General features: G+C 64.4%; 12 protein-coding genes. 6 read left to right on the forward strand and 6 right to left on the reverse strand.

Features of this window, described 5'->3' with window-relative positions:
* Positions 1–88 precede the first annotated feature (88 nt).
* Entirely contained in the window at positions 89–2,542 is a 2,454-nt protein-coding gene (locus tag ACIBW7_RS10140; RefSeq protein WP_397045956.1) for a hypothetical protein, read from the forward strand.
* A 385-nt stretch (positions 2,543–2,927) separates the two neighbouring features.
* Here ACIBW7_RS10140 and ACIBW7_RS10145 read toward each other — a convergent pair whose 3' ends face one another.
* Positions 2,928–3,362: a helix-turn-helix domain-containing protein gene (locus tag ACIBW7_RS10145; protein ID WP_397045957.1), complete on the reverse strand. Its 435-nt coding sequence runs from the start codon at positions 3,360–3,362 to the stop codon at positions 2,928–2,930.
* A gap of 169 nt (positions 3,363–3,531) precedes the next feature.
* Entirely contained in the window at positions 3,532–4,380 is an 849-nt protein-coding gene (locus ACIBW7_RS10150; RefSeq protein ID WP_397045958.1) for an ABC transporter permease, read from the reverse strand.
* A 172-nt stretch (positions 4,381–4,552) separates the two neighbouring features.
* On the opposite strand from ACIBW7_RS10150, the gene ACIBW7_RS10155 reads away from it, so the two are divergent.
* The gene (locus ACIBW7_RS10155; protein WP_397045959.1) at positions 4,553–4,882 is read left to right on the forward strand and encodes a cupin domain-containing protein; all 330 of its coding nucleotides are present in this window, start codon (positions 4,553–4,555) and stop codon (positions 4,880–4,882) included.
* Between the two features lie 10 nt (positions 4,883–4,892).
* On the opposite strand, the gene ACIBW7_RS10160 is transcribed toward ACIBW7_RS10155, so the two are convergent.
* From ACIBW7_RS10160 to ACIBW7_RS10175, 4 genes are read right to left on the reverse strand one after another with little or no spacing between them, the layout of a single operon-like run.
* Positions 4,893–5,222, reverse strand: a complete 330-nt coding sequence (locus ACIBW7_RS10160; RefSeq protein ID WP_397045960.1) for a ScnB — start codon at positions 5,220–5,222, stop codon at positions 4,893–4,895.
* Positions 5,219–5,926 carry a thiocyanate hydrolase subunit gamma gene (gene scnC / locus ACIBW7_RS10165; RefSeq protein ID WP_397045961.1) on the reverse strand — a complete coding sequence of 236 codons (708 nt, stop codon included), beginning with the start codon at positions 5,924–5,926 and terminating at the stop codon, positions 5,219–5,221. Before scnC ends, ACIBW7_RS10160 begins: the two co-directional genes overlap by 4 nt.
* The gene (locus ACIBW7_RS10170; RefSeq protein WP_040699664.1) at positions 5,923–6,222 is read right to left on the reverse strand and encodes an SH3-like domain-containing protein; all 300 of its coding nucleotides are present in this window, start codon (positions 6,220–6,222) and stop codon (positions 5,923–5,925) included. Before ACIBW7_RS10170 ends, scnC begins: the two co-directional genes overlap by 4 nt.
* On the reverse strand, positions 6,219–6,644 hold the full coding sequence (locus ACIBW7_RS10175) for an SH3-like domain-containing protein (protein WP_040699665.1): 426 nt from the start codon (positions 6,642–6,644) through the stop codon (positions 6,219–6,221). Before ACIBW7_RS10175 ends, ACIBW7_RS10170 begins: the two co-directional genes overlap by 4 nt.
* Positions 6,645–7,055: 411 nt before the next feature.
* Between ACIBW7_RS10175 and ACIBW7_RS10180 the strand changes: the two genes are divergently transcribed.
* The 4 genes from ACIBW7_RS10180 to ACIBW7_RS10195 all read left to right on the forward strand — a co-directional run bounded on the left by ACIBW7_RS10180 (position 7,056) and on the right by ACIBW7_RS10195 (position 12,131).
* On the forward strand, positions 7,056–7,325 hold the full coding sequence (locus ACIBW7_RS10180; RefSeq protein ID WP_397045962.1) for a metal-sensitive transcriptional regulator: 270 nt from the start codon (positions 7,056–7,058) through the stop codon (positions 7,323–7,325).
* A gap of 70 nt (positions 7,326–7,395) precedes the next feature.
* Positions 7,396–7,590 (forward strand): hypothetical protein, encoded by a 195-nt coding sequence (locus ACIBW7_RS10185; RefSeq protein ID WP_397045963.1) that lies wholly within the window; start codon positions 7,396–7,398, stop codon positions 7,588–7,590.
* 249 nt (positions 7,591–7,839) lie between these two features.
* The gene (locus tag ACIBW7_RS10190) at positions 7,840–9,669 is read left to right on the forward strand and encodes an acyl-CoA dehydrogenase (protein WP_397045964.1); all 1,830 of its coding nucleotides are present in this window, start codon (positions 7,840–7,842) and stop codon (positions 9,667–9,669) included.
* A 242-nt stretch (positions 9,670–9,911) separates the two neighbouring features.
* Positions 9,912–12,131 carry an MMPL family transporter gene (locus ACIBW7_RS10195; protein WP_397045965.1) on the forward strand — a complete coding sequence of 740 codons (2,220 nt, stop codon included), beginning with the start codon at positions 9,912–9,914 and terminating at the stop codon, positions 12,129–12,131.
* Position 12,132 lies beyond the last annotated feature (1 nt).

A 12,132-nucleotide genomic window follows, 5' to 3' on the forward strand; every position in this document is an offset into this window, starting at 1 on the left:
GCAGCTCCGAGGGTTTGTCCGCTTCGATATCCGTCTTGCCATGCCGCGCCTGCGTTCGGGGTGCGCGGAAACGAATCAGGTTGTGGTAGTGAACAACTGGAGATCGGATTTCTGGGATCCGGATCGCTGGCAGTTGCCCGCAGTGCTGCGGCGGTGCCGGGCGTGGATACGCGCGACGCGGCGGCGACGCTGGACGGTTGGGGTCCTAGTCACTGTCGTCGTTCTGGTCGTCTTCCCGGGTCTACTCGGCGCGACTGCCTCGGCCACGGCCGAAGGTGGCACCCGCACCGCCGGATCGTCGGTGGGCAGCGCGCTCGGCTGGACCCATGTCGCCGATTCCTCGGGGGTCGAGGCCGCCAGTTATGTGTTCGCCACCGATCACGGCGGTGTGCTCAATCCGGGCGATACCGCGATTTCCCTGGTGATCGGCCTGGAATTCGCGGGCTGGAAAATCATTGTGATCACGGCGATCTGGCTGATCGGCTACGCCCTGAGTTTCGAGTGGCTGAACCTTTTCTCGAAAGCACTGCTCGGTGTGGCGCACAGCCTGACCGGACAGATCGCGACGCCGATCATGCTGGTGACCGCCGCGACGATCGGCGCATTCTTCGTCGCGTGGTTCGTCGTGCGCGGCCTCTACTCCAAAGCCGGCCTGCAAGTGGTGACCATGATCATGGTCGGATTGCTGGGACCGATATTCCTTGCCGAGCCCCTGGCCGATGTGCTGTCGTCGGACGGCCTGCTCGCGAAGGGCCGCGATCTCGGGATTTCGGTGGCGGCCGGGCTGAACGGCGACAACAATATCGATCCGCACCACATGGTGGCGACCATGCAGGGCACGCTGACCGACAACTTCGTTCGTCGTCCGCTGCAAGTCTGGAACTTCGGGCATGTAGTCGACGAGCAGGCCTCATGCCGTGCCGCGTGGTCGACAGGTGTCACAGCGCGCAGCGAAGACCGGGTGAAAAAGGGGATCGGCGCCTGCGGCGACACCTCGGCCAAGGAATCGATGGAGAATCCGAATTTCGAGCAGATCGGCACCGGCCTATTGCTGCTGCTGGCCGGGGCGATCCTGCTCGCCTTCGGGGCCGTGCTCGCGATCAAGGTGATCCGGGCGGCACTCGACACGATCTACCACGGATTGATGTCGATCTTCGGTTTCGCCGCAGGCGGATTCGTGTACGGACCCACGCAGACATTTCTGATCCGCAATGTCGTCGACAGCTTCGTCGCCGCGGCACGCATGACCGCCTACACCATCTTTCTCGGCGTTTATGTGCTGATCCTGGGGGACCTGTTCAAGCTCGCCGGTGATCAGGTCATGGTGGTGTTCATCATCGGCGCGATCTTCGAAATCGTGGCGATCCTTCAGCTCAAACGCCTCAGTAAAAGTCTGGATCGCGGCAATGAGTGGATCGCGAATCGGTTCGCACTGGCGGTGCAGGGCAGCGGTGGTGGCGCACGCGGTTCGGGTGGCGGCGCGACCGCCCTCGGCATGGGAGCGGCCGGCGCGGGCCATTCCATGCGTATGGGAATGCTGCCTGCTCTCGCCGCGTTCAGCACCGTCAGCAATTCGCCTGCGACCGAATGGCTCTTGGGCCGGACCCGTTCACCGCTGCGGCCGTTCGCGCGCACGGAGCGGGCGGCGCAAGTGGGGCAATGGGGATTCTGGGGTACGCCGGGAATGGGTGGCCCCGAGGGCTACTACGCCCAGGCGTACGTGCACCGACCCGTGTTCGGGAGGGCGGCCCGGGAGGCCGCGGAGGCCGCGCCAGGAGGCGGCGTCAATACCGTTCGCGGCGCGGCTGCGGCGCTACAGGGTTTGGAGGATATCGGTGGCAAGATCAGCGATGCGCCGGCCGCGCTGCTCGCCGCCGGATTCACCGACGAGGACATCGTATTCAACGCCATTCGCTCGTGGTCGATCGTCGATGGCAATTCCAAGGACTGGACGATGGCCAACAACCACCTCGGCCATGTGGTCGCCGCGGTCCAACGCGTCCAGGACTCGTCGCTTCGCCTCATCGCGGGTGGAAGCGATCCCGGCGAAGTCGCAGCGGATCTCGCCACCCTGCAGGCCGCCGCATTCCGGTATCGGCGCTCGGTCCCCGCAGGGGTCACTCTCGATCAGGGCGTAGCCAACGGAGCGGAGGAGCAATTCGTCAGCGCATACCTGAACGCACCGACGGCGGAAGTGGTCCAAGATCTCCAACGAGTGGCCAATGGCGGCGCCGCCACCGGCGCGTTGGTCGGTACTCCATTCGCACAGGACCAACTCGCCGCCCAGCGCATGATGGGGGCGGTCGGAAGTAGACAGGCGGACCGTGTCTTGGACAGCGTCAACGACGCATTGCGCGATCCGACGAACCAACAGTTGCTCCGCGTGGCTCGTGGCCACATCTCCGACGCGACTCTGACCGACCAGGCGTTGAGCGGGGCGAAACGAACAGCGACCAACACACCGACGCCTCCGGCGCCCAACAGTCCGCAACGGCCCGGCTGGGCGCCGCCGATGGCCCGGGTCGGCGCTCGGCTGAATTGAGATGGCGCGCTACCCGTTCCGCACGCCGCCGTTGACGAGTTTGCCTCCGTTGCCCCGGATGCCGTTGCCCGTCGAGGGTATCGAGCGGTCCGGGGACACCGGTTCCGATCGAGACGTAAACCGCTGTGCCGTGCAGTATTTCGGCATGCACATAGGGGTCGTCGTTGGCGGCCCAGGCCGGATCGCCGAATTCGTTGCGCAAGGCAAACCCGCGCCGACCGTTCGTCGACTCGGCGTCTCGACCCCGCGCCGTTCGCCGCCTCGTCAGAATCGCCGAATTGACCGGACTCGATCCCGAAAACGCCACCGACGCCTGGTATCTGAGATCGAGTCTGGTCGCCCGCACCTTCGCTGACTTTCCATCGAGACAATCACCGGCACGGCGTCAGGCCTGGTCGGGTCCTGAGTCGCCGGTGTCCGACGGCGCGGCCGGTAGGCCTTCACTCGCCCGCAGTTTCGCCGCCATGGTGGCCAGCAGATTCTGCGACTCCTCGGAAAGGTCGAAAGCCCGGCTCGATAGTCGGCGCAGGTGGTAGCCCTGGAGCTGAGACAGCAGTTCCAGGTCGTGGTCGATTTTGGCGGCGTAGACGTCGTTGAAGAAGTAGTCCGGTTTGACCTTGAAGAACTTGGCGAGGGCGGCCATGGTCTCGTTGGACGGGTTGGTGCGCTGTCCCGACCGCAACTGGGACAGATAGGGTTTCGAGATCGGGTATCCGGAGTTCGTCAACGCGTCCGCGACTTCGGCGTTGGTATGCGAGCGGCGGCCCGGGGGATGCACGGTTTCGAACAGCTTGTTCAACCGCTCGGCGAAATCAGCCATCTGAGGTGCCCATCTTCTTCGCTGTCCTGGTGAACCGATCATCGGTTCGATTGCGCTGTCGACGAAAACCGTTCCAGCCCATCGGGTCCGAAGTCGAATCGCAAAATGCGTTCGGTTGATCACCCGTGACTGCCTGGTAGGAAACGGATCGAAACATCGGCCTCGCAGGTTACCGTGCCCGCTCGCGGACCACTCGGGCGACGTCGATGCGTTGTACGAGCCGGCCCGCAGGCAGCTGCGACATCGCCGCGGCGGCGACTACCGCGGCGACCGCCAGCAGTGCCGATATCGCGCCGATGACGAGGTCGATATCGAACATATCGCTGGTGAACGAGCGCAGGAACGCCCAGGCGGTGGCAATGCCCGCGGCCAGCCCGAACGGCACCGCGAGCAGTGTGGCGGTGAGATTTTCGATGGCCGGCGCCGCGGTGAGTCGACGCACCGAGATGCCCGCGGCGCGCAGGGTGGCCAGTTCGGTGGTCCGTTCGGCGAGGTTGACGGTCATGGTCACGTAGATGACGGTGAATGCGAGCGTCGCGCCCAGGACGAGCATCACCGCGATGAATATCCAGAGCAGTCCGAGGAATTTGTCGACTTGGCTTTCCAGCGCATGGGTGTCGGTATAGGCGATAACGCATGGCAGCTCGGCTATGTTGGTACGCAAGGCATTTCGGTCGACGTCGGAATCGAACCGGAGCAAGTATCCGTTCGGGCCGAGCCCGCCGAGTGCGCGGGCGGTGGTGTCCGTCGCGTAGCGGGCTGTGCCGAGCGGTTCGTCGACGAATCCGTCGAGGCGCTGTTGCTGCGGAGCACCGAAAGCCATTGTCACGGTGAGGATATCGCCGACGTGGACGCCGAGCTTCGCAGCCAATGGCGCGCCCGCCAACACGCCGTTGATGGGCAGTTGCCGGGAGTCGCCGCCCGGATCGCGGAATCCGTGCATGGTGGTGTTCGAGGGCAGACCGGTCAGCGTCGTCGAGTACGAGTCGCCGTCAGCGGCGACCGTGACGGGGGTCATCGTGCTCGGCTCCGCCGCGGCCACGCCGGGTACAGCCCGAAGTTGCGCCAGTAGATCACGGGTTCCCGGGGCGACCAGCACGGTCGCGTCTTCCTGTTGGATCTCACCGAGCGCAACGCCATCGGGGTCCGCTCAGCGGAATAGTACGGCCGAAACCGGCAGTTGTAGAGATATGGAGATCACCGAGTTCCCCGGATACGAGTGGACAACCGTCGCGGATTCGCCTGTGCGAGAACTGTTTCCGGGCATTCGCTCGCGGGCGCTGTGGAGCGGGGCGAACGGCGCGAAAGCGTACGTGCTGGAAATGGATCCGGGCACCGCATGGGACGGCATCGATCTGCACGAACCCGGACCAGAGGAGGTTTTCGTAGTATCCGGCGTATTCAACGACGGATTCCGCGACTACCCGGCCGGATCGTTCATCCACGCTCCGGCCGGATCGTCACACATCCCGCAGTCGACCACCGGCTGCACACTGTTCGTCTTCTACCCCGAGGGCTGAAGCCGACGAGTTAATCGCGGTTGAACCGCTCCCGGACCGCGTCCATCCGGGCGCGCAACTCATCCGGGACTATCACTCCACGATCCATCAGCGTGTGGGCCGTCACGACGACCGATCGGGTGTGTACGGGAAAGTTGTGGTAGATCGTCTCACCGAGCGCATCCTCGGCATGGCGGCGTTCCAGATTGTCCAATGCGCCGCGCCAGGACAGGCATTCGCACGTCGCCTGCATGCTCGACTCCCATGGGTCGGGCTTGCGATCGAGTTCGGGCAGCGCGTTCTCCCGCCGCAACTCTGGATCCAGGGTGCCCAGGAGCACGTCGTAAGGGCTGCTTGTCACCGACCGCTCCTCCCCGAGGCGGCCTCGACCTGGTCCGGTGGCGCCTGCGCGGTCCAGTCGACCTGCGGCACGGCCACGCCGATCATCGTGTCCCGGGTGACGATGGCCGCCAGCTGTTCCTCCGTCCAGCCCTCGGTGCCCGCCGGGCGCATCGGCATCACCATGAACCGGGACTTCTGGTTCGAATCGTGCACCCGGACCTCGACCTCGGGCGGGATATGCAGGCCGAATTCGGCGAGTACTGCACGAGGCCAACGCACCAGGCGCCGACGGTAATTGGGGGTGCGATACCAGTCCGGCGACATACCGAGAACCGGCCGCGGGTAGCACGAACACAGCGTGCAGACGATCACGTTGTGCACCTCGGGCGTGTTCTCCAGCACGTAGAAGTAGGTGTAGTCGCTCGGCGTTCCGGATCCGGTCGGGTCGCGCCAGTCGATGCCGATCTCCTTGCAGGTCTCGGTGCCGTCGGCGAGCAGGCGCGCCTTGAACTCGGGATCCGTCCACGCCTTGGCGACCAGTTTCGATCCGCCGTGCGGACCGACAGATTCCGCCCATTCGGAGAACCGTCGGTGGTCTTCTTGCGAAAAGAGGCCCTTCTCGATGGCGAGCTCGCGAACCGCGGTCTCCAGGATCTCGAACTCGCTGATCTGCGAGCTCGTCTGGATCGGCGCGTGCGCCCCGTGATCGTGGGTCTGACTCACTTGGCATCCTCCTCTGCGGGCTCGAGCCAGCGCTCGGAGACCTCCGTCTCCAGGGTGTCGACGTCGAAGCCGGTGTATTTGGGCCAAAGATCTGTCTGGCGGAATCGCACGACGTAGAACGGTTCGAAGCGACCGTCCTCACGTCCCCACGCCTCGTCTTCCGGGATCACCCATTCGGGCCGGTATTCGACGACGACGCCCGTCCGACCACGGGTGTAGGCCTGCGTGCGAGTGTGGAACATCGATGTCGCGTCTCGAACCCGGACACGATCGCCGATTTCGTATTTCCTGGTCATTGCCGCGCCTCCAGCCGTGCGCGTACCTCGTCCAATTTCGCGGACAGTTCGTCCGGGGTGATCAAACCCTTATTGATCAGGACCTTCGCTGCGACGGTCGCCCAGCGTGCGTAATAGGGCAGGCCGAAGTACAGCGTCGCGCCGAGGTCGTTCTCGGCTCGTCGGCGTTCCTCGGAGTTCCACACGCCACGCCAGCCGAGGCATTCGCAGGTGACGTAGGTGTTCATCTCCCAGGGTTCTTCATCTTTTTCGCGGTACTCGACCGGCACATCCGGCTGTCCGCCCACGTCGTGCAGGACGTGTCGGAGTGCGGTGAACAATTCGTTCGAGATCTCGTACGGCGAGTCCAGCGGTTTGCGGAACACGGGAGCGAGATCTGCTACGCGAGTTTGAACTTCGTCGAATCGATTCGGTGAACTCATGAGGTCTCCGTAGTGACGGATCCGATGTTCCCCCGGCCGAGTGATCGCATACGGCGCACGCCCGGCTGCGGGGCCGCGAGCCCCTATTCAAATTGCATTGATCCGACTGACAAGGTTACACGTCAAGATCGTTCGATTGAAGCCGCCGCCGCCCGCCGTGTCACCCGAAAGGCCACCATGACCTGCTCTGACGTGTGTTCTGGGCGGTGCACGCGCAGCGTAGCTCGGACAGCACCTGTTCGACGCCGATCAAGTATGCGAACGACAGAGCAAGGTATTACCGCGACCGGAACTACCGGCGGTCCGGGCGAATGGGTGCGGCGATGACAGATCGGGTGCGATCAGTGTTCGGTGACCCCGAATATACCCCTCCGGGTATACTGGGTTCTTCGATCGAAGGAGACGATTCCCATGGTTGGTGACGAGGAAGCCATTGCCCAGGTGCTCAACCGCCTGCGCCGCGCACACGGACAACTCGCGGGCGTGATCTCGATGATCGAACAGGGCCGCGACTGCAAAGATGTCGTCACCCAACTCGCCGCGGTGTCTCGTGCCCTCGACCGTGCGGGCTTCAAGATAGTCGCCAGCGGCCTGCGCGAATGCCTGACCCGGGAAACGCCCGAAGGTTCGGAACCCATGACCGTCGACGAACTCGAAAAGCTCTTCCTGGCCCTGGCCTGACCCGAAGAATCAGAACCCGGGTTCTGCCAAGACTTTGCGGAGCTCGCGATGTGGCATCGGGCGCGCCGGAATGCACGAACAGGCCGCACAACTGGTGTCAGCTGCGGATGTCGCGTTCGCCCACGCGGTTTCGCACACCAGCCTGATCGCGGCGATCGTGCTCGCGGCAGGCACCCTCGGCGTCGCCGTTCTGCTCCCGAGGCAGCGCCGGTCCATCGCTGTTCCTGCTTCGAATGCGACCAGAGAGCCGGTGGCCGTCGGCTGACAGCATCCGCAATTGCCCTCCTCCGCGCCGTCGGACAGCGGTCATGCCCGCGCCCCGGCGATCTGCCCACTCGAATCGTCGCTCGCAGAGCGCAACTCGTACCGCGACGGATTCTGCTTGCGCTGTTCGCTCGACAGCATCCGGGCCTACGGCGGGTGGGCGACAGATCTTTGTGACAGAATCGTCAATTGCGAATAATTAGTCACCTGCTGACGCTTCGGTGGGTCGGTTGGGAAAGGTGGACGGCCGGTGGGCCACTACAAGAGCAACGTGCGTGATCTCGAGTTCAATCTGTTCGAAGTGCTCGGCTTGGATGTCGTCCTGCGGTCTGGAGAGTTCGGGGATCTGGACGGGGCGACCGCGCGGGTGATGCTGGCCGAGGCTGCCCGGATGGCCGAGGGGCCGCTTGCGGAGTCCTACGCCGATGCCGACCGCAATCCGCCGGTCTTCGATCCGGTTTCGCATTCGGTTCGACTACCCGAGTCGTTCAAGAAATCGGTGCGCGCCTGGTATGACGGCGACTGGTGGCGCGTGGGCAAGCCCGAGGCCGTCGGCGGTGTGCCCGCTCCGCAGATGCTGTCCTGGGCGATCCAGGAATTCGCACTGGGTGCGCAGCCGGCGGCTTGGATGTATATCACCGGACCGAGCATGGCCATGCACGTCCATCGGTCCGGCACCGATCTGCAGCGGCATTGGGGAAGATTTGCCGTGCAACGCAATTGGGGTGCCAGCATGGTGCTCACCGAGCCGGATGCCGGTTCCGATGTCGGGGCCGCGCGCACCCGTGCGATCCCACAGCCGGACGGCACCTGGCATATCGAGGGCGTGAAGCGGTTCATCACATCGGCCGAATCCGACGATCTGTTCGAGAACATCATGCATCAGGTTCTCGCTCGCCCGGTCGGTGCCGCGGCAGGGACGAAAGGCTTGAGCCTGTTTCTGGTGCCGAAGTTTCATTTCGACCCGCAGTCCGGTGCGCCCGGCGACCGCAATGGGGTCTATGTGACCAACCTCGAGCACAAGATGGGGCTGAAGGCATCGGCCACCTGCGAACTGACTTTCGGCGGGCACGGCACCCCGGCTGTCGGATACCTCCTCGGTGAGGTGCACGACGGCATCGCGCAGATGTTCCATGTCATCGAGGAGGCTCGAATGATGGTGGGCACCAAGGCGATTGCGGCGCTGTCGAGCGGCTACCTCAATGCTCGCGACTACGCCCGGACCCGCATCCAGGGCAGCGACCTGGCGCGGATCGCCGACAAGTCCGCGCCGAAGGTCGCCATTGCTCGCCACCCGGATGTGCGCCGCTCACTGCTGCTGCAGAAGGCATACGCCGAGGGCCTGCGTGGGGTGTACCTCTACACCGCAGCCCATCAGGATGCTGTTGCGGCCCAGCATGTTTCCGGTGCCGACGCGGATCTGGCCCGACGCGTCAACGAACTGTTGCTGCCGATCGTCAAGGGTGTCGGCTCCGAACGCGCATATCAATACCTCACCGAATCACTGCAGTGCTTCGGCGGTTCCGGCTTCCTCCAGGACTATCCCATCGAGCAGTACATTCGCGACGCCAAGATCGACTCGCTGTACGAGGGCACCACCGCCATCCAGGCGCAGGACTTCTTCTTTCGCAAGATCGCTCGCGACCGTGGTGTGGCGCTGGCCCATCTGGCCGGGAAGATTCGCGAAACCGCGGCGTCCGGTGCCGACTCCGGTCGGCTGAAGGCCGAAAAGGTCCTGCTCGGCTCCGCGCTGGACGACGTGCAGGACATGGTCGGCAAGCTGACCCAGCATTTGTCGGCAGGCCAGGAGCGGCCGACCGAGCTCTATAAGATCGGCCTGGTTTCAGTGCGGTTCCTGCTCGCGGTCGGCGACCTCCTGGTTGCCTGGCGACTGCTCGTCGCCGCCGAAATCGCGCTCGCTGCCCTCGACTCCGGCGCCGGCGACCGAAGCTTTTATGAGGGCAAAATTGCCGTCGCCTCGTACTTCGCCAAGACCGTCCTGCCCGGTCTCGGCGCCGACTGGGCAGTCATTTCCGATATCGACGCCGCCGCAATGGAACTCGACGACGCGGCGCTCTGACACCTGGTCCGGGCCGATGCCCACGAACGCGATGTGTTCGTGGGCAACTCCACTACGTCCCCGAGATCGAGTCGAACAGAACTGTTCAACCTGTGCCAGAGATGCGCTGAGCCCAGATCGACCGGGAGTTGCTGACCATTGCTGCGTTTATGAGGAAATCGTCAGTTGATGTGTTATCGTACCGGTGTTGTGCGTGATCGCTTTGCTGATATGTCAATCGGTGGCTCGGTGAGAGGACCCGTATGTCCCGGTATCTGTTCGCCCTCGGCCAGGTCGTAGCACGTCGCCGCTGGTGGGTGCTGGCACTGTGGATCGTCGTGCTGGTCGGTGCGATCGGTTTCGCCGCAGGCGCCGGTGGCAAGACCAACGACAACTTCACCGTTCCCGGCACCGAGTCACAGGATGCCGTGTCGTTGCTACAGCAGCGGATGCCGGCGTTCAGTGGCGCGCAGATGCAGGTTGTTTTCGAAACCCCCGCCCTGGCCAAGGTGACCGACCAGCAGGTGACCGCCGAGATCGAACAGGTGATGGCGGGGTTGAAGGGACTGCCACAGGTCGCGGCGGTCGTCGATCCGTTCCAGGCGCAGGCGGTGTCGCCGAATCAGCGCGTGGCACTGGGCAGTGCGCAGTTCTCGGTGTCGGCGGGTGAGGTCGGCGAGGACACCCTCGACGAGGTGGATCGCATCGCCGACTCGGCTCGCGATGCCGGTCTCACGGTGGAATTCTCCGGTGCGGTGTACCCGGGCTTCACGGCCGAGATCCCGCATACTCCGGAGATTCTCGGCATCGTCGCGGCATTCATTATTCTGCTGATCACCTTCGGTGCGGTGGTCGCCGCCGGACTGCCCGTCATTACGGCGCTGGTGGGCGTGGGTATCGGGCTCACCGGGATTCTGGGTGTGGCCGCCTTCGTCGACGTCGCCTCGGCGGCGACGTCGCTGGCGCTGATGCTCGGTCTGTCCTGTGGTATCGACTACGCGCTGTTCATCCTGTCGCGGCATCGGCACCAGATCGTGCTGGGAATGGCTGCGGCCGAGTCGATTCCGCTCGCGGTCGGCACCGCGGGCAGCTCGGTGGTGTTCGCGGCGATCACCGTGATCATCGCACTGTGCGGCCTGGCGGTCGCGGGCATTCCGTTCCTCACCGTCATGGGGTTGACGGCGGCGGGTGCGGTGCTGGTCGCCATGCTGGTCGCACTGACACTGCTGCCCGCCCTCCTCGGTTTCGCCGGCGATATGGTCGCCAAGTTCATCTCGCCGCCGTTGCATCCGGGAAAGGCGGAGGAGGTCGCGCGCATTGCCGCCTACGAGCCCGAACGCACATTCGGGCACGCTTGGGGCCGATTCGTCACCCGATTCCGGATCCCGATGCTGGTTCTCGGTATCGCCATTCTCGCCGCACTGGCCATCCCGGCCACGCGCATGGACCTCGGATTGCCCAGCGGTGAAACGCAATCGGAGTCGAGCACCGCTCGGAAGGCATACAACATCGTCAGCGGGTCGTTCGGCCCCGGTTTCAACGGACCCTTGCTGGTTGTCACCGATCTGTCGGCCGCTACCAGCCCGGACGCCGCACAAACACTGATGGGCCGACTGCGGCAGGTGCCCGACGTCGCCGCCGTCCAGCCCGCCGGCTCCGACAACGGGTTGCTGCTGGTCCAAGTCATCCCGAAGACCGGTCCCAACGACTCCGCGACAACCGATCTGGTGCACCGGCTGCGGGACGACCGCGACAGCATCGAAAGTGGCACCGGCGCAAAGTATCTCGTCGGCGGCACTACGGCAGCGAACATCGACACCTCGAACCAGCTGGCCAAGGCGCTGCCCATCTTCCTCGCGGTCGTCGTGGGTCTGGCGCTGGTATTGCTCACGATCGCGTTCCGCACGATTCTCGTCCCGCTGTCGTCGATCGTCGGATTCATCCTGTCGGTCTTCGCCGCCCTCGGCGCACAGGTCGCGGTATTCCAATGGGGTTGGGGTGCAAGCCTTTTCGATGTGACCAAGGCGCAGACGCTGAGCTTCCTCCCGATCATCACGCTGGCCATCATCTTCGGCCTGTCCAGTGACTATCAGATCTTCGTCGTATCCCGGATCAAGGAGGAGTACACGCGCACCGGCGAGGCGGTCAGTTCGGTGCAGAACGGCGTCGCGCACTCCGCGCGCGTCGTCACCGCCGCGGCGCTGATCATGTTCGCGGTTTTCGTCGCCTTCACCACCACCGACAATCCGATCGTCAAACCCTTGGCGTTCACCCTGGCGGTCGGTGTCCTGCTCGATGCCTTCATCGTCCGGCTGACCCTGGTACCCGCGGTCATGGCCATCATCGGAAACCGCATGTGGTATCACCCGCGCTGGTTCGCGCGCTACGTCCCCGACCTCGACATCGAGGGTGTCGAACTCGAACGCCGATTCGGTCACGACGCGGAAGCCCGAGTGCCGCAAGACATTACCGGTGTGTCATGAC

The organism is Nocardia sp. NPDC049526, from assembly GCF_044465765.1.
Taxonomy (GTDB): Bacteria; Actinomycetota; Actinomycetes; order Mycobacteriales; family Mycobacteriaceae; genus Nocardia.

Coding starts and splice junctions, on each gene's coding strand:
- ACIBW7_RS10145 (WP_397045957.1), bottom strand. CDS start 3,362: ATGGCTGATTTCGCCGAGCGGTTGAACAAGCTGTTCGAAACCGTGCAT.
- ACIBW7_RS10150 (WP_397045958.1), bottom strand. CDS start 4,380: ATGACCCCCGTCACGGTCGCCGCTGACGGCGACTCGTACTCGACGACG.
- ACIBW7_RS10155 (WP_397045959.1), top strand. CDS start 4,553: ATGGAGATCACCGAGTTCCCCGGATACGAGTGGACAACCGTCGCGGAT.
- ACIBW7_RS10170 (WP_040699664.1), bottom strand. CDS start 6,222: ATGACCAGGAAATACGAAATCGGCGATCGTGTCCGGGTTCGAGACGCG.
- ACIBW7_RS10175 (WP_040699665.1), bottom strand. CDS start 6,644: ATGAGTTCACCGAATCGATTCGACGAAGTTCAAACTCGCGTAGCAGAT.
- ACIBW7_RS10180 (WP_397045962.1), top strand. CDS start 7,056: ATGGTTGGTGACGAGGAAGCCATTGCCCAGGTGCTCAACCGCCTGCGC.
- ACIBW7_RS10185 (WP_397045963.1), top strand. CDS start 7,396: ATGCACGAACAGGCCGCACAACTGGTGTCAGCTGCGGATGTCGCGTTC.
- ACIBW7_RS10195 (WP_397045965.1), top strand. CDS start 9,912: ATGTCCCGGTATCTGTTCGCCCTCGGCCAGGTCGTAGCACGTCGCCGC.